We start from the raw sequence: 25,464 nt of genomic DNA, 5'->3' as shown, positions 1-25,464 counted from the left end.
TCTTCTCGAAACGTGACCGTGTGGTGGGTGTGTTCAGCCGGTGACGGTTCGCGCCGAGGTGAGCAGGGTGATCATGTCGAGCCAGCTCAGGTCGGCCCCTTCGGCGGCAGCGGTGTCGCGGTCGCCAGGGCTGAGTGCGGTGTCGACCATCCGGTCGCTGTCGGGAGAGCTGAAGCGCCGCAACAGGTCGGGGCGAAAGCCCAGCTGGATGGCGTGGTGGTGGACGGCGGCGCGCAGCTGTCCCGCCTCGCGCGGGCGGCCGGCGAGGACCAGGGCATGGACGCCGGTGTAGAGCACGGCGAGGGTGAAGACGCTGTCCTCTTGGTGGCGAAACCGTGCCAGGGCGCGGCACAGCGCGTCGATGCCGCGGGCCGCAAGGCTGCTCGGGTCGGCGTGCGCGGTTGCGCGGTCGAGGTAGGACAGGGCGAGTGCGAGCTCCGACCAGCCGGCCGACCAGAGCTGTCCGGCTTGCTGGGCCTGCTCGATGGTGTCGATGAGTCCGGCTTCGCCGGCGGCGACGTGTCCGAGACGGATGAGCGCGGCGTTGCGGGTCCTGAGCCCGGCGATCCGGATCCAGTCCAGCCCCAGCCGGGTGCCGATGGTGGCAGCCTCGTCGGCAGCGTCGTGTGCGGCCTGGACTTGGCCGGTGGTCTGCCAGAACATGGCGCAGTAGTACTGCAGGCTCGCGTACAGCGCACGGTGTTCGTCGTCGGCCGGCTCGCCGATCGCGAGACGGGCTTCGTCGAACATCCGCCGCGCCTCGGCCTCGTCGGCGAAGAGGGCCGCGCTGATCACGCGGGCCAGGTAGGCGCGGGCGCGGTTGGCGTGTGCTGCGTGGGGTGCGGCGCGCAGGGCGGCGTCGATGAGCCTGCGGCCCTCGGCCGAGTGACCGCCCCGCAGCCAGAACCAGTCGAGCAGGCCGACGGTGCGCAGGGCGTGTTCCGGCTGGTGGGCCAAGTCGTGCGCGACGCCCGCGCGCAGGTTCGGCAGCTCCCGGTCGAGGATGCGCAAGGCCCGGCCGCCGTGTCGTTGTCCGCGGACGTCCGCCGAGCACTGGGCGGCCAGGTCGCGCACCCAGACCGCGTGCGCCTTCCGGGTGCCGCCCGGATCGGGGTCGATGGCCTGGCAGTAGGCCCGGACGGTCTCCAGCAGCCGGTAACGGGTGGGTACCACGGTGGTGTCCGCGCTGACCACCGACCGGGTGACCAACGACGACAACGACTCCAACGCCGAGGTGCCGGCCGAGCCCACTGGGCGAACCGATTCGGCCGCCTCCAGCGGGAATCCGCCCTCGAACGGCCAGAGCCGAAGCAGCAGACCGCGGTCGTCGTCGGACAGCAACTCGACGCTCCAGGCGATCGCCGCCTGCAGCGTGGCGTGCGGGGTCAGCGACCCGCGGGCGACCGGTCCGAGCAGGGTGAACCGATCGTGCAGGTGCTCGGCGATCTCCCCGAGCCCGAGCAGCCGCGCGCGGGCGGCGGCCAGTTCGACGGCCAAGGGCAGGCCGTCCAGCGCTGCGCATACCTGCCGGGCCTGTGCCCGTTCCTCATCCGAGGGTGTCCAGCCGGGACGCACCGCCCGGATCCGGTCCAGCAGCAGCGTCATCGCCGAGCCGTCCGCGCTGCCGTCGTCGGATCGCAGCGGTAGCGGGTGCACCGTGAGGGTGGCCTCGCCGTCGATACCCAGCGGTTCCCGGCTGGTGGCCAAGACCCGCAGCATCGGGCAGGCGGCGAGCAGTTCGATGGTGAGCTCGGCGGTGGCGTCGACGAGGTGCTCGCAGTTGTCCAGCACGAGCAGCCCGGCCCGGCCGGCGAGCGCATCGCGCAGGGCACGCCGAGGCTCATCGGCCACCTGCGCCAAGCCGACGGCGTCGGCGATCGCGTGGGCGATCACCTCGGGCTGGCCGACGTCGGCCAACCGGACCAGCCACGGACCGTCGGCGTCGGGCAGGGTGGTGGCGTGCTCGACGACCAGCCGGGTCTTGCCCACCCCGGCCGGGCCCACCAGGGTGACCAGCCGGTGCTCGGCCAGCAGCCGGGCCACGGTGGTCAGCTCACGGTCGCGGCCGAGGAACGAGGACAGCGGCCGCCTGAAGCGGCGCGCCACGGCCATGCCGCCGGCCGGTGCGGGCGGGGCCGTCGAGGGCGTTTCGGGCAGCAGCAGCCGAAGATCCTGGGCCAGCACGAGCCGCTCCAGCCGCTGCAGCTCCGGGCCGGGGTCGACGCCGAGCTCGCCGGCGAGCAGCGCACGCACGCGGCGCAGCGCGGCGAGCGCGTCGCCTTGCCGGCCACAGCGGTACAGCCCGAGGATGAGCAGCGCCCACCTTCGCTCGCGGTACGGCGCGGCCTGCGCCGCCGCGTCCAACTCGGCCACCGCACCCGGTGCGTCCCCGGTCGACAGTCGCGCGGCCAGCCGTTCCTCGATCGCCACCTCGCGCAGCTCGACCAGCCGGCTGCGGGCGGCCAGCACATCGGGACCGGCCAGCAGATCCGCATACGGTTCACCATGCCACCAGGTCAACGCCTCGGTGAACGCGTGCAGCGCCGGTGCGGCGTTGTCCTCGGCGAGCAACCGCCGCCCCCGCTCGACCTGCTGCACGAAACGATCCGCGTCGACGGCCCCCGGCGGCACTCGCAACCGGTATCCCGATCCGGTGCGCTCCAACAGATCCCGGCCGCCGCTGCCGAACGCCCCGCGGAGCCGGGAAACATAAACCTGCAGCGCGGCCGCCGCCCGAGACGGCGATTCCGGACCCCACACGGCTTCGGCCAGCCGCCCGTCGGAAACCGGTTCCCCCTTGGCCATCACCAACGCGGTGAACAGCCGCCGCGGCAGCGGCCCCCCAAGATCCACACCGGCGCCGCCGGATTCCACCTCCGTCGGCCCCAACACCCGACAGACCACCACGCAGCAAGCGTACAACCTCCCCGGTCAACCTGGCAGCAGGCTCGCAGCACCGTCGGATCCCGGGAATGGGGCCCGCGGCTCGAGAGGGCATTCATCGGGGCCTGGAATCTTGCGCCGGTGCAGCATTCGGTGGCTGATTCACGACTGGTCCGGCCGACGGTGGCGCCGAACGGTGCCGCGGTGACATTTGCCCTGCACCGCCCGCGAGGTGAGTCACCCGGCCGGCCGAGACCGCCACGCCTGCGCCGCCCCGAGCGCGATGCGGGCCAGCAGCACCGCGGCCCCGCTGCCGGCGACCAGCCGGGCGCCGAGACCGTCGAGCCGAAGGGCGAGCCAACCGCCCGCAACTCCGCCCAGCACGGAGAGCACGAAGTCGACGAACAGCAAGGGTGCCAGGGCGAGCAGGACCATGCCGGCTCCCGTATCCCCGCGCCGGCTTCGCCGCACCAGGTGCAGCGTGAGCGTGGTGGTGCCGACGAACGCGACCCAGGCCAGGCCGAGCGTCACCCACAGCACCGCGGTCACCGGGTTTCCCCTGCCGCACAACGAGACACACCGGAGTTCATCGCGGTCCTCCCCATCGGTCCCGACCAGGGTGAGCTTGTTCGGACAGCCGCACTTCGTCCTCGGCAACCACGAAGTCCGGGCGCAGAGTGCGTCGGCGGCAGCAGGCGGCGTCCCCGTTGTCGGTGCCGGACCTCGCGCGATCAGTGTTCGTGGTGTCCGTATGCGGGTTGAGTCGTGGGGAGCGTTGAACGCAGTGGTCGTGCGAGTGCCTGGGTGACGGGTGCGGACAGCCCCAGCGTCGGCATCGACTGCAGTTCCGCCTCGAAACCGAGGTCGGCCTCGGCACAGCCGCAGTCCAGGTACTCCGCCGCGGTGAAGCATCGGCCGGCCAGGTCCGACTCGAAGTCGGGGGGCGCGAGCCCGGCCAGGAGGCGTGGTTCGGTGTCCCACCCGTTCGCCTGCCGGTTCAGTCCGGCGAGTTCGGCGATCGCGGGATCTTCGGCGCCTTCCAACAGCAGGCTGACCGCGACGTCCGGCCAGTCGCCGGGCCGCAGGAAACCGCGGGACTCGGCCGTCCTCGCCACCAGAAGCGCTGTTCGCACTGACGCGTCGTCCACCTATCGACCTCGTGGACCTTGACCGCCTACACCCGATATGCGCAGTGGTCTGTCCTTGTCTTGTCCAGTGGGAAGCGGCCATTCGAGTGAGAACAGCCCATTGGAGTTTGCAGCACGTTCATCATTGTCCGAATGGGGACCGGCGGGGGGCGTGGTGATGGCGAAATCGACGGCAGCGGTTCACCGTACGATCGTCGTGGTCGACGTCGAGGGGTTCGGCGCATGGCAACGGACGAATCACCACCAGCTCGCGGTCCGGCGCGGGCTCTACAACTGCCTGCGGACCTCCTTCGAGAGAGCCGGCATCCCTTGGGAATCCTGTGAAACGGAAGACCGCGGTGACGGCGTCTTCGTCCTCGCGCCGCCGGAAGTGCCGAAAAGCCTCTTCGTGGAGGCACTTCCCGCCCGGGTGGTGGACGCACTCGCGGAGCACAACCACCTGCACGGGCCCGAAGCCCACATCAGGTTGCGGCTCGCGGTGCACGCAGGAGAAATCAACTACGACGACCACGGCGTCACAGCCGCGTCGGTGAACCTGACGTTTCGCCTCGCGAACTCTTCCGAGTCGAGGGCCGCTCTGGCGGGATCGCAGGGCATCCTCGCACTCATCACGTCGAACTGGTTCTTCGACGAGGTGGTGCGGCACAGCATCACCGCCAGGCCGGGCACTTACCGAAAGGTGACTGTCTCAGCCAAAGAAACTGTTACTTCGGCGTGGATCGCCCTGCCGGACAACCCCTACAGCGACGTCGTCGACCCAGCGAGGCAACCGAGCCCCGCAGCGAGCGCCGAACGCCGTGTGCTACCGGTACCCCGGCATCTCCCGGCGAGCACCGCTCACTACACCGGCCGCCTCGCCGACATCGCCAAGCTCGACTCGTTGCTCGTCGAGCCCGGGGCGAGCGGGCCCGGGGAAACCACGATATTCCTGATCGTCGGCGCTGCCGGGATGGGCAAAACCGCGCTGGCCGTTCACTGGGCACACGCGGTGAGAAGCCAGTTCACCGACGGCGACCTCTACATCGATCTCCACGGCTACGACCCGGTCGTGCCCGCACCGCTCGAGCAAATCCTGGAACGGGTGCTCAGAGCACTGGGTGTCACCACCCGGAACATGCCGGCGGACCTCGAGGGACAGACGGCGCTCTACCGCTCATTGCTGGCCGACCGCCGGGTCCTGATCGTTCTCGACAACGCCGCCACACCGGAGCAAGTCCGCCCGTTGCTCCCCGGGTCGGCCACGTGCCGGGTGCTGATCACCAGCCGCCACCGGATGTCGGGCCTGGTCGCCCGAGAGGGCGCCGCCCGGTTGACCCTCGATCCGCTTCACCCGACGGAGGCGTACTCCCTCCTCGAGCAAATCGTCGGTGAGGACCGGGTCGCCGTCGAGGGTGCTGCGGCCGCCGAGATCACGCGCGCATGCGCGTACCTTCCGCTCGCGCTGTGCATCGCCGCCGAACGCGTCGCCGCGCACCCCAGACTCACCCTCGCCGAACTCGCTCGCCAGCTGTCCGGCGAACGCGACCGGCTCGACCTGCTGGCCGCGGACGACGACGAGAGCACCGCCGTGCGCGTCGTGTTCTCCTGGTCCTACCGGGCGCTGCCGCCGGCCGTTTCCCACGTGTTCCGCTTGCTCGGCTTGCACTCCGGCCCGGACATCTCGATCCCGGCTGCCGCGGCGCTGACCAACCTCACCACCGAGCACACCCAGCGCTACCTCGACGCTCTCGCCAGCGTGCACCTCGTGGAGGAGGTCGACCACAACCGCTACCGCCTCCACGACTTGCTTCGGTTGTACGCTGCGGAACGCGCCGGCGAGGACGAAAGCGAAGCCGACCGCAGTGCCGCCAAACTGCGTCTGCTGACGTGGTACCTGCATTCCGCCGACGCCGCCGATCGTGAACTCGCACCACGTCGACGACATGCCCCGCTCGGCGAACCACCCGCCGGCTGCCGTCCGCTGACCTTCGAAACCCAGGGGCGGGCTTGGCAGTGGTGCGAGGCGGAACGCCTCAACCTCGTCGCCGCGACCCGGCAGGCCTCGGCCGAGTCGCACCTGGACATCGCTTGGCAGCTCCCGACCGCGTTGTGGGGTTATTTCACCCTGCGGACTCCCTGGGTCGACTGGATCATCGCCTACCGCATCGGGCTCGCCGCGGCCGAGCAGAAGGCCGACCGGAGCGGATACGCCTGGCTGCTCGCGGGTCTGGGAATCGCCTACCGCAACCTCCGCCGGTACGACGATGCGATCGACAGCTTCGAGCGCGCCCTCGGTGTCTGGCGCGAACTGGGCGACCGTTACGCCGAGGCGTGGACCCTGGGAAGCCTGAGCATCGCCTTGTGGGAGCTGGAGCGGTTCACCGATGCCTTGACCTGCTCCCAGGAGGCCCTCACCCTGTTTCGCGCGGTGGGCAGCGCATACGGCGAGAGCCAGGCCCTGCACTGCTTCGGCGACGCCTGCCGCGGTCTCGGACGGTACGTCGAGGCGATCGACTACCTCCGGCAGGCACTGCAGTTGCGACGTGGGAGCGGCGACCCGGGCGGTGAATCCCAGATCCTCAAAAGCCTCGGGGACACCTACCGGGACCTCGACGAACTCGACAAGGCCGAAGAGCACTACCGGCAGGCGCTCGGGATGTGGCGCGAGGTCGGCGACCGCTGGAGCGAAGCGAGGAGCCTCACCTCGATCGGTGACATCGCGAAGATCCTCGGCAACCTCGACACGGCGGTCGAATGCTGGCGTCAGGCACTGGCGATCTGCGAGGAACTCGGTGCCCCGCAGACCGCGGAGATCCAGGCCCGGCTGAAACATGCGGCAAACGCGTGAACTGACGACGCGGCGGGCGTGGGTGTTCGACGGACTCCGGCCGTGCGGCTGCGAGACTGGGCGGCAACTCGACGACGTGAAGGAGCTCACGATGGCCTCTAACGCCCTTGAAGGACCGGTGCCGGCGTCGAGCGGGCCGGGGCAGCCGGTCCTTGCGCTGCTGGACAAGGCCATCGGCCTGCAGGCACCGATGGTGCGCAAGAACATCGCCCGGGCCCGTCAGCGCAACCCGGAGGCGACACCGGCGGAGGTCGTGCGCACCCTGGAGCGAATGTTCGTCAGCGCCTTGGCCGGCACCGGAGCCGCGGTCGGGGCCACCGCGGCCGCGCCCGCGGTAGGCACCGGGGTGGCACTGGCGCTGTCGGCGGGCGAGGCTTTCTCCTCGCTCGAACTGAGCACCTTGTTCGTGCTCTCGGTTGCCGAGGTCCACGGGGTCCGGCTGGACGAGATCGAACGCCGGCGGACGCTGGTCATGGGGATCCTGCTCGGCCAGTCCGGTTCCTCGACCATCGTCGGCAAGGCCGCCGAGCGTACCGGTCAGCACTGGGCCCGCCAGCTCGTCAGCAAGGTGCCCATGACGACGCTGAACCAGATCAACAGCGTCCTGGGCAAGAACTTCGTCACCAAGTACGGCACCAAGCAGGGCGTCATCGTGCTCGGCCGGGTGGCTCCCTTCGGCATCGGCGCGGTGATCGGCGGTGGCGCCAACGCCACCGTCGCCGCCCTGGCGGTCCGAGCCGCCCGGCGCGCGTTCGGCCCCGCCCCGCAGGTGTGGCCCGGAACAGAGCTGGACGCCGTGCCTCCCGACCCGGAGCTCTCGGAACGTTGAGCGCTCACCACGTGATCAGGAGCCGTCGCAGTCCCCGGGTCAGGCTCTCGGGCTGCCACGCCAGCTCGTCGTCGCGCTCGGCTACCTTCAGGCCGGGCGTTCTGGTCACGAGGGCGTGCAACGCGACCTGCAGTTCCATCCTGGCCAGCGGCGCGCCGAGGCAGAAATGCGCGCCCCGGCCGAACGACAGGTGGTGGGCCGCCTCGGGGCGGGCCACGTCGAACCGGTCCGGATCGGAGAAGACGGCGGGGTCGCGGTTGGCCGCGTTGACGACCGGGAACACCGCGGTGCCCGCTTCGACGGTCCGGCCGGAGAATTCCATGTCCGCGCGGGTCATTCGCGGCTGCCCGGCGTGTCCCAGGGCGACGACCCGGAGCAGTTCTTCGACCGCGTTCGGCACAAGGTCCGGTTCCGCCACGAGGCGTGCCCACTGGTCCGGGTGGTGGGACAGCAAGAGCACGGATTTCGCGAGCTGGGCCATGGTGGTTTCCTGGCCGGCGCCGATCAGCAGCATCACGGTGATCAGCAGTTCGCCTTCGCTGAGCCGATCGCCGTCTTCGTCGTGCACCTGGGTCAGTCCGGAGAGCAGGTCGTCGCCGGGGTGGTGACGCTTGTGCTCGATCAACCCGAGCAGGTGCGACGCGGCGACGGCGCCGGTCGCGGCGAACGCCTCTTGATCGAACGTGGTGGTGATGGACATGGCTTCGATGAAGGCGAGCAGGGGTTCGCGCTCGTCGTGGGCGATGCCGAGCAGTTCGCAGATCACGATGCCGGGCAGTGGTTCGGCCAGCGCGCCGACCAGGTCCGCCGGCGGTCCGGCGGCCAGCATCCGGTCCAGCAGGCCGGCCGCGACCGTCTCCACTCTCGGCCGCAGGAGTTCCACGTTGCGGATGGTGAACGCCTTGGCCACCAGGCGACGCAGTCTCGTGTGGTCGGGTGGGTCCATGTTCGGCATCATGTCCGGTGACTGCAGGCCGGGGATGATGGTGGGTGCGTCCGGTGTCGCCAGGGCGGCGCGGCTCATCCTGGGATCGGCCATCGCGCGCTGGACGTCGTCGTAGCGGGTGACCAGCCGGACCTCGTGCCCGCCGGCCAGCCGGACCAGGGGCACCGGGTCGGTGTGCAGCATCCGGATGGCCTCGGCGGCCGGGTCGGTCGAGGGTGCTGCTTCGAACGGGAACAGTGGTGGTCGACCGTGTGCTGTCATCACGCTCTCCTGTGCCGTGGGTCGGTTCGAGTTCACGCGCGATCCTGGCTCACGTCGCCTGACCTGCGGTGTTCGTCGTCGGGTGACTTAATCTGAACGCTTTGGGCGGGCGTTGGCAATGACGGGGTGTCAGGGCGAAGCGAAACCCGAGGAGCTTCATGTCGTCAGACGCGGAACTGATCGGTAGGTCGCTGCGCGGAGACACCGATGCCTTCGTGGAAGTGATCAGCCGGCACGAGACCGCGCTCGGGAACTACCTGGCGCGCCGAGTGGGGCGGCAGGCGGCCGAGGACGTGCTCGGCGATGTCTGGGTGGCGGCTTACGAGTCCCGTGCGAACTACGACCGTTCGTATCCCGAAGCCAGGCCGTGGTTGTACGGCGTCGCGCTGAACAGGCTGCGCCGGCACTGGCGGTCCGCGTCGGCCGAGGAGCCGGCGCCGGACCTGAGCGGCGTGGCGAGTGACTGGGATCCCTGGCCGGCGGTGGATGCCCGCGTGGACACGCAGGCACTGCTGAGCAGGGCACTGGCTCGGCTCAAACCGGAAGAGCGGGAAGTGCTGGGCCTGGTCGCCTGGGAGGACCTGACCGTCGCCGAGGCCGGGCGGGTGCTCGACATCCCGGCCGGCACGGCCCGCCGCCTGTTGCACCAGGCGCGCAAGGCGTTGCGTGAAGCTCCCGAAGTGGTCGCGCTGCTGCAAGTCCCGACTACGTGAAAGACAAGCCCATGGATGAAATGGATCTCATGAAGAATCTGCGTGACGTGCCGTCCCCCGGTCCCGAGGCCTATGACCGTGCCCGTACGGCACTGCAGGCGGCGATGGGGGAACCCGTGGCCACGGTCGTGCGGCCGAAGCGCTGGTTCTCCTGGCCCAAAGCCGGCGTCGCCGCCGTGGGCGCGGCAGCCGTCGCGGCGGCTGTGGTGCTGGGGACGTCGGGCGGCAGCGTCCCGGCCGGCCCCGCCCCTCGGGCGGTCGAGGCCCAGCCGGCGGTCGAGGCGCCGCTGGTGAAGCTGGCCTCCGCGGTCAAAGCAGCCGGCACGCAGCCCGGAGACGCGTCGCTGATCATCAACACGAAGTTCGGGCTGGACGGCAAACCGGACCTCTCCTACACCCTCTACACCGACAAGGGCCAGCAGTTCACGGGCGATTCGATGAAGACCCTGGCGCACGCGGTCGCCAAGGGCGACGCCGAGCCTGCTCAGCAGTACGACAAGAACGCGATGGCGGCGGCCCGTCTCGCCGCGAACGGCGACGTCGACAAGGCCAGGATCGCGATGATCACCGCGTCCAGCAATGCGCTGGGGGTCGGCCTGAGCCCCGAGGAGGCCGACAAGGCCTGGGCGGACGCTCAAGCGGAGACCGCGGAGTTGTTCCGCAAGATCGGCAAACCGGTTCCCGCCCCCAAGCCGCGTCCGACGGGCAAGGACCTGGAGAACCTGATCAACAACCACTTGTGGAGCAACGCCGAACACGCGCTGTTCGCGAACGCGGCCGATGCGGAGGTCCGCGCGGGCGTGCTGAAGCTGTACGCGACCATCCCGGACATGATCGTCGGCAAGACGAGCGTCGACGGCCAGGCCGCGCTGAGCCTCACGGTGCCCCCCGCGATCCTGGGCGGCAGTGCGGACGTCCTCATCATCAACGCCGACAACGGCTTGCCGATCCGCGAGGAGATCACGTCGGCGGAACCGGTCAAGCATTACGTGGTGAACTACAAGTCCTCCCGCGTGACCCTCGCCGACGTGGCGGCGGGCAAGATCTGATTTCGTACCGAACTGTCTGCCCGTCTGCCGGGTGGGAAGGGCCGCGAAATCGGGGTGCGAGGCTGGGCCTGCTTGGGCAAGGTAAGGGTGTGGACCTTTTCGTGACGTGGCGTGGCGGCCCGATACGGGGGATGCTGTACCCGGAAGACCTGCCCATGCCGCGGCGGAGGCGTCGGAGTGAGGTCGTCCGCTCTTCGGCGTCACCAGTTCGGCCAAGTAGCCCGGTGACCGACCATCGATCGGGGAGGGGCCGCAGTGTCGGCGAACCGGAAGAGGACGTATCTCGTCAGCGGGCTCTTGGCGCTGGTCGCCGTGGTATGCGCGGTCATCGCGGCGACCGCCGGGCTGGCCTACTTGCAGTACGTGGCGATCGGGTTCTTCTGCGCGGCCATCGCTTGCCTGGCCCAGCTGTTGTCCCGTCGGGCGGGCTGACGGGACGATCTCGGCCCCGACGGTCCTCGGACCGGCAGGAGCTTCGCGTTGTGGTCCGTCAACTCAGGTCCCTCGTCGTACACGAAGAACGAACGGCCCGAGGCTTCGCCGAGAAAGGCGGCATGGCAGGCGCCGAACTTCGGCAGTCCGCTCATCGGTATGAGCCCGCCCAAGGGGCTTGGTCCGTTGCCCAGCGCAGGTAGGCCGGCCAGGTGCCTCGACGGACGATGGTCGCCACTATGCAGGACTCGCGGAATTCCGCGCTCAATGCGGCGTGAGACGACGTTCGTCCGTTATTCGGGCCGGCTCCGTCTGTGTCGTCGAATCGGTCGAGAGCACCTGTGCGCACGAGTCGGCCGGCAGAATGGAGGGCGCCGTACCGTCGAGGTTGGTCCTGGATGAACGGTATGCCGCATACCCCGGTCATTCCGGCGGGCGGATGAGGACACCCGCCCGCCGGGCCCGACATTGCACACTCGCGCTCGGCCTCGGCGCAGGATGATCGGTTTCGAGACTGCGGTCGAGCTTGAGATTATCCCTCATGGGTTGCGATTCTCGCTGTGTGCGTCTCCCGTGCCGGACATGCGGTAGACTTCGCGGGCTCGCAAGCTGCGAGGGCGTGAGCATGTGGAGGTGATCACGGTAAAAGCCGATGGATCGAGCCGTGAAAGCAGTGCAAATTACTCCGCTGACGTCCGAATGCCGCTCTATCCGGCGGTAGGTTTTGCGGAGTTGTCGCGCCTCCTCAGTTATAGTGGTCCGGGTGGTAAATATTTCGTCTTCCTTCGGGATCGGCCACCGAGGAAGGGTGGTCCCGGATTGGTTGTCGCCAAACGCTCGGCAAGCGGCTTCGATAAGATCGTCTCGGAGTATTTCCCCATTATGGAAGAGGGATGGCTCGACGCCTGGCGGGTCCTCGCGGATCTCGACCTGCGCGAATTCGAAAGATGCTGCAAAGCTGTTGAGCGCAATGAAGCTGCCTACCGGAATCGAACGGACGATCACGAACTTCGCAAAGAGCTCGAACGTGAGACGCGGTTTCTGCTCACTCCGGCGATCTTCCTGGGGGGCGACTACGCAAAATGCGGAAACCTGAGAGCAAAGTCGTCCTACGACGTGCGATTCACGGATGACAGCCTCAAGGTGCTCGGAGTGGGAACGCGGCAAGTCGTCGGCACGCTACCCTATGGCGAATTCACGAATATTCAAATAGGCGGACCAGGTGAGACTCAGTCGATCAACCCCTTCGTCGACTCGGCCGGGAAGATCATCGGCACGGCCATCAAAGCCACTCAGGTCGGCATCAGCGACAACTTCTCGGGTGCGGTGGACAGCCTGGTCTCGGCGGTCTTGAAAGCAGCCGGTACCCGTACTACCATCAAAACCGTTCTGGCCGTGCGCACCACCAAGTCGGAATTATTCTTCCTGTACACCCTGACTGAGCCCGGCCAACTGCGAATCGACTTGTCGCCGGTTCTCGGCAAAATCAGGGAAGTTCTCACCTCGGCCGGCGATGAAAGTCAATTCAAGCCGAGTTCGGACGCTGCATCCGCCATTGATCAGCTCAGCGCGGCCTCGAAGTTGCTGGATCGCGGCCTGATAAATCGCGCCGAATTCGACCAGTTGAAGTCCCGGTTGCTTTCCGGGGATTAGTCTCGGCTGCCGGCACTTGGGTGAACCTTTGGGTAGTGGCGCGGCAATGACCATCCGCCAGCCGACGGTCAACGCGGAGCCGCCGATGACGGGACAGTCGTCGCGCCGATCGACGGCGGCCACGGTACCGCGCCGTGCGCGCAGCCGGTTGCCGTCCGATCAGTCCCCGATGAGGGAGAATCCGATGACCACACCCGCCGAGACGGTGATCTTGCCGGGGGTCAGGTCCCCCTCGCCACCCCCTGCCGCGGATTGGGCATGGCCGCGGTAGGTGTTCGGCATCTGCTCGGAGTCGACGTCCTGGATGTGGATGACCGGGCCGAGCCGTACTCCTGCGGCGCGTGCGTACAGATCCGCCTTCTCCCGGCCGGCGATTACCGCGGCCTCGCGTGCCTGCGCACGCAGCTGCTTCTTGCCACTGACGTCGAACTCGACCCCGTCGACCTGGTTCGCCCCGGCCTCGACCACGTCGACCAGGACCGTCTCCAGGATTTCGAGCTCGCGCAGCTCGATGACGAAGGAGGCGGCACACTCATAGCCGAGGAACTTGCGCTCGTTGCCGGTGAAGTTCCAACTCGATTTCAGGTTCAGCCGCGAGGTGGATACCGCCGTGTCGGGGATCGCGTGTCCGCGTAGCACCTCTCGGACCTGGTTGACCGCGGCGCGGGTGACCTCGAACGCCTCGGCGGGCTTCGGCCTGGTCTGCTTGATCTCCACCCGTAGCCGGGCCAGATCCGGGGTGGCATCCACGCTCGCCGCGCCGAACACCGAGGCACCCCACGGCCGGTCTATGGACTGAGTACCGTTCATGCCGCTATCCAACCAGGGCGACCCACGGCTCGGCCCCGCAGCCAAACCGGAGTGCGTGAGGCTGACTCCGGAACCGTCGTGCCGTCACGGTCGCGCTTCTACGAGTGCCGATTCCGCCTGCTCGGCCAGCCAGCCGGCCGCCTGCTCCAGGCTCCAGCCGAAGCTCCACATCGTGCGCCACGACTCGAAGCCGAAGTAGAACCACAGGATCTGCCCGATCCGTTCCCGGTCCAGGCCGGCGCGCAATCCGCCGATCTCGACGAGGCGTCCCGCGGCGATGTCGAGGCGCGTCCGGGTGGCGCGCACGGCCAGGTCGGCCGCCGCGGCTACGTCCTGGTCGGCGGTGCGGTTGTCCAGGAGGATCGCCAAGATGCGCTGCCGGCGGCGTTGCACGGAGCCCGTGCCCTCGGCCACCAGTCGCACCACCGCGCGGACGTCCGCGCACTCGGTCACGGCTCGCGCCGCTTCCACGGCCTCCTCGTCCCGGGCGCCGTCCTCGGTCAGGGCGGTCACCAGGGCCGGCTTGCCGCCCACGCTGGTGTAGACGGTGTTCACCGCCACGCCGGCGGCCTCCGCGACCGCGGCGACGCTCGTGCGGGCGTACCCCCGCTCGGCGAACAGCGCGGCGGCGGCGTCGAGGATCGTCCGGCGGGTGTCCTGGGCGTGCCGTTCCCGCACCGACGACCGGTAGTCACGTCCGGCCATGGGGTCGATGCTACCTCCCTACATTGAGAGTAGGGTCATTACTATGAATATGGGGAGCATGCAGTCAACTGAATCCGGTCACGACGACGTCGTGGTCGTCGGCGCGGGCCCGGTGGGCCTGTGGACCGCGGCGGAACTGGGCCTGGGCGGCGTTCCCGCCGTCGTCCTGGAGCGGGCGGACGAGCGCAGCCCGCACTCCAAGGCGCTGGGCGTGCACCCGCGCACCCTGGAGGTGCTGGCGATGCGCGGGCTGGCCGAGCGGTTCCTGGCCGAGGGCGTCCCCCTGCCGCGGTGGCACTTCGGCATGCTGGAGAGCCCGGTCGACCTCAGCGTGCTCGACACGCCCTACCCGTTCATGCTCGCCATTCCCCAGCGCCGCACCGAGGAGCTGCTCGAAGAGCACGCACTCGCGGCCGGGGCGCGGATCCTGCGCGGCCACCGCGTCACGAACCTGACGCAGGACGAGCACGGCGTCCGGCTGGAGGTGTCCGGGCCGGACGGTCCTTACACCCGTTTCGCGCGTTACGTCGTCGGGGCCGACGGCGTCGGCAGCGTGGTGCGCACCTCGGCCGGGATCGCGTTCGAGGGCACCGAAACGACGTTCTACGGCTACCTCGGCGAGGTGCGCGTGACGTCGGAACCGGTGCGCGGCGCCCACAACGAGCACGGCGCGATGCTGTCGGTGCCCCTGCGCGACGGCCGGTACCGGATCTCCGGGGTGGACAAGCTGACCGGTCACCTGCCTGGTCCGCTGACCCTGGATGCCTTGCGCGAGAGCACCATCCGCGTCGCCGGGAGCGATTTCGGGATGCACGACCCCAGCTGGCTCACCCGGTTCGGCGACGCCGCGAAGCTCGCCGAACGGTACCGCCACGGCCGGGTGCTGCTCGCCGGCGACGCGGCGCACCGGCACCTGCCGGCCGGGGGTGTCGGGCTCAACGTCGGCGTCCAGGACGCGATGAACCTGGGCTGGCGCCTGGCGGCGGTCGCCCGGGGTGACGCGGACCCGGCGCTGCTGGACGCCTACCACGACGAACGTCACCCGGTCGGGGAGCAGCTCGTCGAGCACACCCTGGGCCAGTCGGCGCTCATCACCGCCACGGCCCCGGACGGGATCGCGCTGCGGGCGGTGCTGAGCCGCTTGATCGCGGAGGTGCCCGAGCTGTCGCTGGCGCTGGCGCGAAAGCTGTCGGCACTGGACGTCGCCTACGCGGCCGGCGACCACCCGCTGGTCGGCAAGCGAGTGCCCGTCCCGCCGTCGCGGCACGCCCGGCCTGCCGTCCTCGTGGCCACGGCCGCGCCGATCCCGGCGGCTACGGCGGCCGCGGCGAAGTGGGGATTCGACGTCGTCACGGCGCCGCTTCCGTGGACCACCGCGGCGGTGGTGCTGGTCCGCCCGGACGGGCACGTCTGGACGGCCGCGGACGAGGCGGACGACGAGCGGATCGCCGCGGCACTGGACGACATCGGCGTCCGGTTTCCCGGTGCGCCCGGCTAGCCGGGTAAGGGGCGATCTTCAGGCTCGGTCCGCCGGTCGCGCCGGATACGATGCGCTAGTCGTCCGCGGCGTTGCAGGCGACCGCGGCGTCGTCGGGTTTGACGTCGATCGCGAGCAACGAGACGTAGCAGGCCAGGATGCCCGCGCCGCCGGTCTGGCCGGCGTTGCAGGCGGCCCGCACCTTCGGGCCCACCGTGTAGTGGTGCTGGCGCAGCGACTCCTGGCATTTCGCCGAGCTGGCCTGAGCGGGCCCGGCGGCTGTCACGGTGAACGCGGCTGCCGCGGCCACCGCCACCGTCAGACCGCGCGCGATCGCCTTACCCGATTTCGTCGTCATCATTTTTTCCCCACATTCGTTGGGTTTCGGGTCATCCGCCGATGGACCGCTCTGCCTGAGGACGATCCGCCCGCGATGCGGCGAAAAGTCAGCAGATTCATAAAATGCGCAGGTCAGACGCCTTCCCCGTGGCCGGGATGTGACGGCGCCGCCAGGGGATGTCGACGCACAGCAGTGCGAGGTTCGCCGCCGCTGCTGCTCCCGCCATCGCTGCCGCCGGTGCGGCGAAGCCGGGCAGCGCGCTGCAGCCGAGGAACGCGCCTGCGAGCGCTCCACCCACAGCCATGACCACCGCCCGGTGGCGGCTCGGGGAAGTGCGGTCTCGGTGCGTCCACGCCAGATACGCGCCGAGGCCGATGAGCAGGCTTGTTCCCGGAACCACCACCGTTGCGCTGAACACGAAGTCGTCCGGGTTGATCGTCCAGACCACCAGTACTCCGAGGAACCACCCGCCGAGGCCGAGGGGGAGGGCCGTCAGGATCCGGAGCCACGCACTCCGCCGGGGGCCGAAGCCGCCGCGGCGGTGGGATGCGCGGGCGAGCAAGCCGAGCGTCGCCAAGCCGGCCACTGCTCCGGTGACGGCTACGCCGATGAGGAGCCGGGCGAGCGTGGACATGCTCAGCGGGACGTCGGCGAACGCGATCGGACGGCGGTCGAACCGCGAACTGTCGACCTTGCCGGTGTCGAAGAACGTGGTCAGCAGGTGCTTGCTCGCGTCGGCGCGTTCCCAGAAGTCGGCGGTGTGCCCCAGCCCGGGCAGGATCACCTGCTGTCCGTGGCGCAACGTGGGCAGCACCTCCTCGGTCGCGTTCCGGGCGGGCGTCGAGAAGTCGACTTCGCCGCCGACGAGCAGGGTTTCGACGTCCGTGGGCCGCGGGGTGCGGTACTCGGCGTTGTCCGGGCTGTCCGGCCAGACCGTGGCCACGCCGGACGGCCCGGCCCACAGGAAGTCGGTCGAGGCGTTGCCCAGGATCGATCCCGGATCGCCGCCCTCGGCGTAGTAGCGCTCCGCCGCCGGGGCGTCGATCATCGAGAACGACGCGAACTCACCCCAGACGATCGACTCCGGCAGGGTGACGTCGGCGAGCACGGACATCGCCCACAGCGCGCCGGGATCCTGGCTCAGGTACGCGTCGATGACCGTCGGCGCGTTGTTCGGGGCCGACGTACTTCCGTTGTGGTGCATGGCGTACTGGCTCAGCACCCGGACGTTGGTGTCCTTGATGGTCAGCGGGCCCCAGCCGCTCGGGAGGTGGGCGGCGGTGTCCCGGATCGAGGCGGCGAGGTCGGGGGTGCGGGCGGCGCAGGCGGCGTCGGCGCGGCAGAGTTCGGCGTACTGGCCGAACTGGGAATCGGTGACCCGCGGGTTCCAGAACAGGTGCCCGGGCGGGTTCACCGAGACCATGGTGGACCGCAACAGGGATCCGGGATGGCGCCAGGAGTAGACCATCGCCGTGCGCGTCCCGGCGCTGGAACTGAGCAGGTCGATCCGCCCGTAGCCCAGTGCGGTGCGCGCGGCCTCCAGGTCATCGACCCGCTGGGCGACGGAGTACCCGGTGAGATCGACGCCGTCGCCGGTCAGCCGGCGGGCGCACAGTTCGAACGCCTTGGTGGTGGCGGGCAGGGCCTTCGCGCCGGTGAGCTCGTCCGGAGCGTGCATCGCGCCGGCGACCTCGGGACAGTCCAGCCGCCGCGAACCGTCGACACCGCGGTAGCCGACGAGGACGACGTCGTGGTGCTCGGTGAGCCGGCTCGCTTCGGGGAAGGTCATGTTCGTGGCGCCCGGTCCGCCGCCGAGCCGGAAGATCGGCTCCCGGGGATCGGCCGCGGCGGCCCGGATCCTGGTCACCGGCAGCGCGATCAGCTCGGAGGCCGGGTCGCGGCGGTTCTCCGGCACCACGAGCGTTCCGCAGTCCGCGGCGAGGCTCCCCGCTTCGGTGTCGAAGTCGCAGGGCCGGGTGGTCAGCGAGCCCGCGGTGGCTCCACTCGGGACGGTCAGGCCTCGGGCCGGCCACCAGGCTGACGCGAGTAGGGTGAAGAGAATCCCGCCGGTGACCGCGAAAGCGGCCACGCGGGGCCGGAGCTTGAACGATGCCATGCCGGTACCGTAGGAATCCGGGTGCTGCCGATCTTCCCCCCGCGGAGCCGCTCGTCTTCCCTCGCACGAGGGAAGCCGCGGCCGAGGGGACCTGCCATTGTCACCGCATGACGAAAGGCCCTCCGCCGACCATGCTCGCCCGGGCCCGGACCAGCCTGCAGCGCCAGTCCCTGCTGGTCGCGGTCGTCTGCGTGGGCGCCGACGTGCTGTCGTTCGTGACCCAGGACCTGCCGGCCGGGAGCTTCGCCTGGACCGTGGCCCTGCTCGCCGTCGTCGCCGCCGACGCCGCGCTCGCCACCCCGACGAAGTGGTCGGGCGTCACCGCGGTCGCCGCGGTGGCCGTGAACGTGGGCGCCGCCGTGCTGCTCGGCGGGCCGGCCGACCTCCGGCTCAACGAAGCGGGCGTGCTGGTCGCGTCGTACCGTTCGGGCGCGTGGCTGCGGGGCACGCAGGCCGTCGCCACGCTGGGCGCGGTGATCGGCGGTCTCGTGTTCGCGCACCTCGCTCGCGGGTACACGCTCGACTGGCACGTTGCGGTGGCCGCCGCGAAGATCGGCCTCGTCTCGTGGCTCGTCGGCCGCTACACGACCGCACGCCGGGCCTACCTGGAGGAGATGCGGCGGCAGGCCGAGCAGGAGAAGCGCGAAGCGCAGGCCGAGGTCGACCGGGCCGTCACCGAAGACCGCGCGGCGATCGCCCGTGACCTGCACGACGTCGTCACCCACCACGTCAGCGCGATCAGCGTGCACGCCGGGGCGGCGCGGCTGCGGCTCACCCGGACCGGCGGCGACCAGTCCGCGCTCGCGTCGGTGTGCTCGGTCGAGAACTCCAGCCGGTCGGCCTTGCACGATCTGCGGCACATGCTCGACCTGCTGCTCGGGCAGCGGCCGAAAGCGCGGCGCGACCCCGGTCTGGACGACGTGGGGGAGCTGCTGGAAAGCCTGCGGTCGACGGGCATCGCGGTCCGGCTGGACACCACCGGGACACCGCCCGCGCTGCCCGGTCCCCTCGACGCCGCGCTGTTCCGGATCGTCCAGGAGATGCTGACCAACGCGCTGCGGCACGGCAGCGGCGGCCCGATCGACGTGGCGATCCGCCACTCGGCCGGCCGGCTCGAGGTGGAGACCGTCAACCCGTTCCCGGCGACCGGCGAGGCGACGGCCGAGGGACGCGGGCTGACCGGCATCCGCGCCCGGGCGCAAGCGTTCGCGGGCCGGCCGGCCAGCGGTCCCCGCCCGGACGGCCGCACCTGGCGGACCGCCGTTTCCTTCGACCTCGGAAACCTCGAAAACCTCGGAGAGCCGGCATGACCGAGCCGTCGCCCATCACCGTCCTGGTCGCCGACGACCACGCGGTCTTCCGCTCGGGCTTGCGCGCCATCCTCGACATGGAGGACGACATCGAGGTCGTCGCGGAAGCCGGGGACGGGGAACAGGCCGTCGAAGCCGTGCTCCGGCTGCGTCCCGACGTGGCCGTCCTCGACATCCGCATGCCGCGCCGGGACGGCCTGGGCGCGGCGTCGGCGATCCTCGCCGTGCCCGGCAACCGCACCCGGGTGGTCGTCCTGACCACCCACGACACCGACGAGTACGTGCACCGCGCGATGCGGGCCGGCGCGCGCGGTTTCCTGCTCAAGTCGATGCCGCCCGAGGAGATGATCGCCGCCGTGCGGGTCGCGGCCCGCGACGACGTCCTGATCGATCCGTCCATCCTCAAGCGGCACGTCGCCCGCTTCACCGACACGCTGAGCCGCCCGCCCGGCGCCGACGACATCGACCGGCTGACCGCCCGCGAACGCGATGTGCTGCAACTGCTTTCGCGCGCCCACACCAACGCGGAGATCGCCCGGGAGCTGCACGTCGGTGAGGAGACGGTGAAGACCCACGTGTCCGGCATCCTGCGCAAGCTCGGCCTGCGCGACCGCACCCACGCCGTCGCCTACGCCCACATCACCGGGTTCGCCGACAAGGGAACCTGGCTGAGCCAAGGGAAAGACGGTAGATGAGCGATTTCGAGCCGGTCGTCGACCGGACGACGTGCTGCGTCGTCGGCGGGGGCCCGGCGGGGATGATGCTCGGCCTGCTGCTCGCCCGGGCCGGCGTGGACGTGACCGTGCTGGAGAAGCACGGCGACTTCCTGGACGACTTCCGCGGGGACACCGTCCACCCCGCCACCCTCGACCTGCTCGACGACCTCGGGCTGGGCGAGCGGTTCGCGGAGCTGCCCCAGTCACGGGTCACCGAGGTGGTGCTGCCCGACGCCCGCGGGGGCACCCGGCGGATCGGCGACTTCGGGGCGTTGCGGCACTGGGGCGTGCGGCACCCCTACCTGACCATCGTCCCGCAGTGGGACCTGCTGAACCTCCTCGCCGACGCGGCCCGCGAGGAGCCGGGGTTCCGGTTGCGCCAAGGCGTGACGGTGACCTCGCTGCTGACCGAAGACGGCCGGGTGACCGGTGTCCGGCACCGCACGGTCGACGCCGCGGGGGAGCCCGTCGAGGGCGAGCTCCGGGCCGACCTGACCGTGGCGTGCGACGGGCGTGACTCGATTCTGCGCGCGGAGTCCGGTCTCGCGGTGGCGGAGTCCGGCGTCCCGTTCGACACGTGGTGGTTCCGGCTCTCCCGCCGCGACGGCGAGCAGATCGGCGAGCTGACCCGCCGGCCCGGCCGGGGCCGGTTCGCCATCGTCATCCCGCGGGAGGGCTACTTCCAGGTCGGGTACGTCGCGAGCAAGGGCACCGACGCGCGGCTGCGCGCCCGCGGGGTCGAGGCGTTCCGGGCCGACGTCGCGGAGCTGCTGCCGGAGTACGCGGACCGGGTCGGCGAACTGACCACGATGGACGACGTCAAGCACCTCGACGTGCGGCTCAACCGGTTGCGCCGGTGGCACGTCGCGGGGTTGCTGTGCCTCGGCGACGCCGCGCACGCGATGTCCCCGGTCGGCGGGATGGGGATCAACCTGGCCGTGCAGGACGCGGTGGCCGCGGCCCGCGTGCTGGCCGGGCCGTTGCGCCGGGGTGCGGTGCGCGACGCGGACCTGGACCGGGTTCGCCGCCGCCGCTTCCTGCCGACCGTGCTGGTCCAGGCCCTGCAGCGGGTCATGCACGCCGACCTGGCCGGGCCCCTGCGGTCGGGGAAGACCGCCGGGCTGGTGGGCCCGGCCCTCCGAGCCTCGCGGTGGCTGCCCTTCAGCCGGCTGGCGGCGGTGTACCTGGTGGGCGTGGGGTTCCGGCCGGAGCGAGCGCCCGCGTTCGCGCGCCGCCCGCCCGCCGGCCGCCGGTGCCTGGCGCGCTGAGCCGCTACACCCGGCCGGTGAGGACGGCGTCGCGCAGGCCGGTGCCGCCCAGCTCCGCGGTGATCGCGGAAACGGTGTCCAGCAGCGCCGACTCCATCGTGTCCGCCTTCTCCGGCAGGGATGACGTGGTGCCCACCAAGGCCACCGTGGCCGCGACGTCGTGCTCGTCGAACACGGCCGCCGCCAGCACCACGCCGTCGATCGGCGGCACCGGGATCCGGCAGAGCCCACGGGCCCGGCAGGCCGGGAGCCGGCTTTCCAGCTCGGTTCGCTGCTCGGGCGACAGCCGGTCCAGGTAGCGCTCGCCGCGGCTCGCGTCCTGCGACAGCGCCAGGTACAGCCGCGTCTGCGCCGAGTCCCAGCCGAGCATCGACCCGATCCGGACCGTGATCAGGATCGGGTGGGTGCCGGCTTCGGAGACCAGCGACACCACGGGCCCGGACGCGCCCCAGAGCGACAGCACCACGGTCAGCCCGGTTTCGACCGACAGCTCACCCATGTGCCGCGGCGCGACGTCCAGCACCCGCCGCTGCCCCTGGGCGACCGCGCCGACCTGCAGCAGCAGCCGCCCCGGCGTGTACGTCGTCGCGTCGTCGGGCGAGCGTTCCAGGATCTCGTCCAGCACGAGCGAGCTGAAGTACCGGTGCGTGGTGGTCCGGTTCAGGCCGAGCGTGGCGGCGGCCTCGGCGACGGTGACCCGCGGGCTGGTCAGCGTGAACAACTTCAGGATCTCCGCGACCCGGTGCACTGCCTGGATGTCACCGGTGCCGCCGCCGTTCGCCAAAGGTCCGCTCCTCGATTCGCTCCGCCCGTGCCGGACTATACCGAGCCCCGGCCCCCGGTTCAGCCGGCCAGCAGCCCGCCGGCGTTGCCCCCCGTCATCGCCTTGATGTCGGCGGGGACGACGCCGGAGTCCAGCAGGGCCCGCACCATCCGGCGGTAGGCCGTGACCGGCAACGGGTTGCCCTTCTGGCCGAGGTCGGACGAGAAGATCGTCTGGCCGGGCCCGGCCGCCTGGTAGAACTCGGCGATCTTCGCGACCGGCTGGGGCTTCGGCTCCCGCCCGACGAGCATCGCCAGGCAGTGCTCGACGAACACGCCCTGGCGCGCCCACCGCCCGATCCGGTCCGGCCCGGCGCCGAGGACGAATTCGGGGTGGCTCACCACGATCCGCGTCACGCCGGCTTCGAGCGCGCCCGGGATCAGCACGTCGATCTCGGCCGCGGGCAGGTGCCCGCAGTTGAGGATCGCCGACTCCGCCGCGATGACGTCGAGGACGTCCCGCGCGGCCGTCTTCAGCGCGCCGGCTTCGTCGAGCACGCTGATCGGCTCGTTCTCGCGCAGCGGGATGCCCGCGACCGGGAAGCCGCTGCTGTGGTTGTGCGCGTGGAACTCCAGGTGCGCGGGGGAGGAGATGGTCGGGAACCACACGATCCGGCCGCCCATCCGCAACGCCAGCTCGACGGCGTAGGGGTTGAGGCCGCCGACCGTGCGGTTGAGCGCGACGCCGCCGTAGACCTTGACCGGCACGTCCTGCAGCCCGGCCGTCTCGAGCGCCAGGATGTCGGTCTGCATGCTGTGGTGGTGGGATTTCGCCACCAGGGCGCGGAACCCGACCGTCGCGGCGTCGGTCGCGGCGTCGAGGATGGACATCCGGCGGGGGAACGGGCTGGGCCCGGGGTGGGTGTGCAGGTCGACGGCACCCTGCAGGAGTTCGTCGGCTTCCGGGTCCGCCTGCTGCCGGTCGGCGTCCAGCACCGGGTCCCAGAGCTCACTGATCGTCTGCGTCACGAGAAGGTCCTCCCTTGTCGGGTTACTTGACGGCCAGGGCGTTCGGCGGCGAGCCGACCCCGCCCACGAGGTTGAGCGGCTTGGCGGTCAGCAGGAACTCGCAGACCCCGTCGGCGGCGCAGTCCTCGGCCAGTTCGTCGAGCTTCCAGAGTTCGCCGATGATCAGCCCGAGCAGGGCGATCAGCGGGCGGTGCAGCATCCCGTTGTGCGACGGGCCACGCGGTGGCGGCGGCTCGTCCGGGTCCACCCAGCCCGAGGCCGGATCGACGGGGAACGCTTCGAGGCCGCCGTTGTCCGCCGCCGCGAGCGAGATCCGGTGGTCCCACAGCCAGGCGAGCATCTCTTCGGACTGGTGCAGGCCGGGGCCGCCGGTGCGCTTCGCGCGCTGTTCCGGTGTCGAGGAGAGCCAGTGCTCGGCGAACCCGGTGCGCAGCAGCAGGATGTCTCCGGGCCGTACCGCCACGCCGAAGTGCGCCGCCATGGCGTCCAGCTCGGCCGGGGTGATCCCGCGAGGAGCGTCCGGCGCGAGCGGTTCGCCGAGGTGGTCGAAGTACCGGACGGCGTCGAGCAGGATGCCCCGGCCCACCAAGCCCTTCTCGGCGAGCAGCTGGATGCCCAGCGCGGGTTCGCCGACGGCCACGCGCTCGTCCGGCACCCCGCCGTAGAACCCGTGCCGCGGGTGGCGGATGTGGCGCAGACCGTCCACTTGGGACGTCGACTGGAGGTAGAAGGAGTCCAGCCAGTCGTCGCGGTGGTTCGGGTTGTTGGAGAAGATGTGGTGTTCGGTCGCGGGGCGGGTCCCGGCGAGGCTGGGCACGAACGTGTTCAGCGGGTAGTCCAGGTTGAACGTCCGGCCGCGCTTGACCAGCGCCGCGCCGTCGAGCGCGCTCTGCCCGGTGAGGAAGTTGAGCGTGCCGAGCTGGTCGTCCGGCCCGAACAGGTGCCAGGACGAGCCGGGCGGGGCGTCGGTGCGGTGGCGGAGTTCGTCATACCGCGGAACCGTGCTGGAGCTCATCGACCCTCCGTCTCGACTGTCTCAGCCAGGGCCGCAGGAGCGGCACGGCGAGGACGTTGAGCACGGCCAGCGCCAGGTAGGCGAGGACGTAGTCGTGCGTCAGGGAAAACAGCTGCCCGAGCACGAACGGCCCGGCCGCCGACCCCAGCGACGTCCAGGTCTGGAACCGGGCGAACTTGCCCGCGAAGTCGCCGACCCCGAACAGCTCGACGACGACCTGCGAGCGGATGAGGATCGTGTTGCCGAGGCTCTGCCCGATCAGCGCGGCCCCGAGGAACAGCACCCACCCGGCCGGCGCCAGCCCGACCAGCGCGACGCCGGCCGCCTGCGCGCCGAAGCTGGTCATCGTCCAGCGGCCCAGGCCGAGCCGCCGGATCCCGGCGCTGCCGAGCCAGCGGGAGGCGACCGCCGCCGCGGTGGCGACCGAGACGGCCAGGCGGGCGCCGGTGAAGTCCCGGGCGAGCCCGGTCGCCACGAGGTACGCCGTCGCGCCCAGCTGGGACGCGCTGACCAGGCTGAACGCGAGCACGAGCGGCCAGTGCGCGCTGAGCCGGCCGGCCGCCGCCGTGGGCGCTTCGACCCGGGCCGGCCGCGCGGAGACCCGCCGGATCAGCGTGAGCGCGAGCCCGCTGACGACCAGGAATCCCGCTGCCACCGCCAGGAACGAGCCCGCCGTGACCGCCTGCGTGGTCAGCAGCAGTGCCAGCAGCGGGGAAACCAGGATGCCGCCCGCCGAAGACCCGGAAGTCGCCAGTGCCATCCCGGACGTCGGCCTGCCGTCGAAGACCCGCACCAGCACGGTCGTGCCCACGACCACGAGCCCGCCGTTGAAGGTCGCGCCCAGGACGCAGAAGGCCGCGATCACGACCGGGCCCGCCGGGTCCACGGCCAGTGCCGTGATCGCCGCCGCGGCGCCGAGGACCGAGCCCAGCAGCACCCCGTTCGGCGAACGCTGCCCGGCCCCGCTCATCGCCGGCCCGGCCAGCGCACCCGCCAGGAAGAACGCCGTGCTCGCCAGGGACAGCTCCGCGGGGTTCACCGTGCCCGAGCGCAGGAACGCCGCGATGTAGATCGGAATGCCGTAGACCGCCACTCCGCTGCCCGCGGTCTGCAGGACGAAGATGGCGAGGGCGACACGCGTGGTCGGGTGGTCGGTGCGCATACCTGGCCTTCGT

General features: G+C 70.7%; 22 protein-coding genes. 10 read left to right on the top strand and 12 right to left on the bottom strand.

What is annotated here, in order from left to right; translation table 11 throughout:
• Window positions 1–33: 33 nt before the first annotated feature.
• From QSK39_RS46655 to QSK39_RS46645, 3 genes are all read right to left on the bottom strand, one after another.
• Window positions 34–2,853, bottom strand: coding sequence for an AfsR/SARP family transcriptional regulator (locus QSK39_RS46655; RefSeq protein ID WP_285484261.1), 2,820 nt, complete (start codon window positions 2,851–2,853; stop codon window positions 34–36).
• Between the two features lie 267 nt (window positions 2,854–3,120).
• Window positions 3,121–3,432: a hypothetical protein gene (locus tag QSK39_RS46650; RefSeq protein WP_285484260.1), complete on the bottom strand. Its 312-nt coding sequence runs from the start codon at window positions 3,430–3,432 to the stop codon at window positions 3,121–3,123.
• A 182-nt stretch (window positions 3,433–3,614) separates the two neighbouring features.
• Window positions 3,615–4,031, bottom strand: a complete 417-nt coding sequence (locus QSK39_RS46645) for a hypothetical protein (RefSeq protein WP_285484259.1) — start codon at window positions 4,029–4,031, stop codon at window positions 3,615–3,617.
• Window positions 4,032–4,188: 157 nt separating this feature from the next.
• Between QSK39_RS46645 and QSK39_RS46640 the strand changes: the two genes are divergently transcribed.
• On the top strand, window positions 4,189–6,858 hold the full coding sequence (locus tag QSK39_RS46640; protein WP_285484258.1) for an ATP-binding protein: 2,670 nt from the start codon (window positions 4,189–4,191) through the stop codon (window positions 6,856–6,858).
• 91 nt (window positions 6,859–6,949) lie between these two features.
• Complete coding sequence (locus tag QSK39_RS46635) at window positions 6,950–7,687, top strand: hypothetical protein (protein WP_285484257.1); 738 nt, start codon at window positions 6,950–6,952, stop codon at window positions 7,685–7,687.
• 4 nt (window positions 7,688–7,691) lie between these two features.
• On the opposite strand, the gene QSK39_RS46630 is transcribed toward QSK39_RS46635, so the two are convergent.
• Window positions 7,692–8,894 (bottom strand): cytochrome P450, encoded by a 1,203-nt coding sequence (locus QSK39_RS46630; protein WP_285484256.1) that lies wholly within the window; start codon window positions 8,892–8,894, stop codon window positions 7,692–7,694.
• Window positions 8,895–9,052: 158 nt separating this feature from the next.
• Between QSK39_RS46630 and QSK39_RS46625 the strand changes: the two genes are divergently transcribed.
• From QSK39_RS46625 to QSK39_RS46610, 4 genes are all read left to right on the top strand, one after another.
• Window positions 9,053–9,607 carry an RNA polymerase sigma factor gene (locus QSK39_RS46625; protein WP_285484255.1) on the top strand — a complete coding sequence of 185 codons (555 nt, stop codon included), beginning with the start codon at window positions 9,053–9,055 and terminating at the stop codon, window positions 9,605–9,607.
• 29 nt (window positions 9,608–9,636) lie between these two features.
• Window positions 9,637–10,656 carry a hypothetical protein gene (locus QSK39_RS46620; protein ID WP_285484254.1) on the top strand — a complete coding sequence of 340 codons (1,020 nt, stop codon included), beginning with the start codon at window positions 9,637–9,639 and terminating at the stop codon, window positions 10,654–10,656.
• Between the two features lie 255 nt (window positions 10,657–10,911).
• Complete coding sequence (locus tag QSK39_RS46615) at window positions 10,912–11,088, top strand: hypothetical protein (RefSeq protein WP_285484253.1); 177 nt, start codon at window positions 10,912–10,914, stop codon at window positions 11,086–11,088.
• Window positions 11,089–11,715: 627 nt separating this feature from the next.
• A complete protein-coding gene (locus tag QSK39_RS46610; RefSeq protein ID WP_285484252.1) occupies window positions 11,716–12,741 on the top strand; it encodes an SHOCT domain-containing protein in 1,026 nt (341 codons plus the stop codon).
• A 159-nt stretch (window positions 12,742–12,900) separates the two neighbouring features.
• Here the strand turns inward: QSK39_RS46610 and QSK39_RS46605 are convergent, their stop codons facing one another.
• Complete coding sequence (locus tag QSK39_RS46605; protein WP_285484251.1) at window positions 12,901–13,551, bottom strand: SIMPL domain-containing protein; 651 nt, start codon at window positions 13,549–13,551, stop codon at window positions 12,901–12,903.
• A gap of 84 nt (window positions 13,552–13,635) precedes the next feature.
• Window positions 13,636–14,256, bottom strand: a complete 621-nt coding sequence (locus tag QSK39_RS46600; protein ID WP_285484250.1) for a TetR/AcrR family transcriptional regulator — start codon at window positions 14,254–14,256, stop codon at window positions 13,636–13,638.
• A 58-nt stretch (window positions 14,257–14,314) separates the two neighbouring features.
• Here QSK39_RS46600 and QSK39_RS46595 point away from each other — a divergent pair, with 58 nt between their 5' ends.
• Window positions 14,315–15,754: an FAD-dependent monooxygenase gene (locus QSK39_RS46595; RefSeq protein WP_285484249.1), complete on the top strand. Its 1,440-nt coding sequence runs from the start codon at window positions 14,315–14,317 to the stop codon at window positions 15,752–15,754.
• A gap of 55 nt (window positions 15,755–15,809) precedes the next feature.
• Here QSK39_RS46595 and QSK39_RS46590 read toward each other — a convergent pair whose 3' ends face one another.
• Complete coding sequence (locus QSK39_RS46590; protein WP_285484248.1) at window positions 15,810–16,091, bottom strand: hypothetical protein; 282 nt, start codon at window positions 16,089–16,091, stop codon at window positions 15,810–15,812.
• A 97-nt stretch (window positions 16,092–16,188) separates the two neighbouring features.
• Entirely contained in the window at window positions 16,189–18,189 is a 2,001-nt protein-coding gene (locus tag QSK39_RS46585; protein WP_285484247.1) for an alpha/beta hydrolase, read from the bottom strand.
• Between the two features lie 107 nt (window positions 18,190–18,296).
• On the opposite strand from QSK39_RS46585, the gene QSK39_RS46580 reads away from it, so the two are divergent.
• From QSK39_RS46580 to QSK39_RS46570, 3 genes are read left to right on the top strand one after another with little or no spacing between them, the layout of a single operon-like run.
• Window positions 18,297–19,499: a sensor histidine kinase gene (locus QSK39_RS46580; protein ID WP_285484246.1), complete on the top strand. Its 1,203-nt coding sequence runs from the start codon at window positions 18,297–18,299 to the stop codon at window positions 19,497–19,499.
• Entirely contained in the window at window positions 19,496–20,194 is a 699-nt protein-coding gene (locus tag QSK39_RS46575; protein ID WP_285484245.1) for a response regulator, read from the top strand. The genes QSK39_RS46580 and QSK39_RS46575 overlap by 4 nt, the downstream gene beginning before the upstream one ends.
• A complete protein-coding gene (locus QSK39_RS46570) occupies window positions 20,191–21,483 on the top strand; it encodes an FAD-dependent oxidoreductase (protein WP_285484244.1) in 1,293 nt (430 codons plus the stop codon). Before QSK39_RS46575 ends, QSK39_RS46570 begins: the two co-directional genes overlap by 4 nt.
• A gap of 4 nt (window positions 21,484–21,487) precedes the next feature.
• On the opposite strand, the gene QSK39_RS46565 is transcribed toward QSK39_RS46570, so the two are convergent.
• The 4 genes from QSK39_RS46565 to QSK39_RS46550 are packed head-to-tail and all read right to left on the bottom strand — an operon-like array spanning window position 21,488 to window position 25,451.
• Window positions 21,488–22,267 carry an IclR family transcriptional regulator gene (locus tag QSK39_RS46565; RefSeq protein WP_285484243.1) on the bottom strand — a complete coding sequence of 260 codons (780 nt, stop codon included), beginning with the start codon at window positions 22,265–22,267 and terminating at the stop codon, window positions 21,488–21,490.
• A 59-nt stretch (window positions 22,268–22,326) separates the two neighbouring features.
• Window positions 22,327–23,274 (bottom strand): DUF6282 family protein, encoded by a 948-nt coding sequence (locus QSK39_RS46560; RefSeq protein ID WP_285484242.1) that lies wholly within the window; start codon window positions 23,272–23,274, stop codon window positions 22,327–22,329.
• 22 nt (window positions 23,275–23,296) lie between these two features.
• The gene (locus tag QSK39_RS46555) at window positions 23,297–24,289 is read right to left on the bottom strand and encodes a cyclase family protein (RefSeq protein WP_285484241.1); all 993 of its coding nucleotides are present in this window, start codon (window positions 24,287–24,289) and stop codon (window positions 23,297–23,299) included.
• Entirely contained in the window at window positions 24,261–25,451 is a 1,191-nt protein-coding gene (locus tag QSK39_RS46550; RefSeq protein WP_285484240.1) for an MFS transporter, read from the bottom strand. The genes QSK39_RS46555 and QSK39_RS46550 overlap by 29 nt, the downstream gene beginning before the upstream one ends.
• Between the last annotated feature and the right edge of the window lie 13 nt (window positions 25,452–25,464).

It is taken from the genome of Amycolatopsis sp. NBRC 101858 (genome assembly GCF_030269325.1).
GTDB lineage: Bacteria > Actinomycetota > Actinomycetes > Mycobacteriales > Pseudonocardiaceae > Amycolatopsis > Amycolatopsis ponsaeliensis.
The sequence above is the reverse complement of the archived record's forward strand: the minus strand, read 5'-3'. Positions and strand labels throughout refer to the sequence as shown.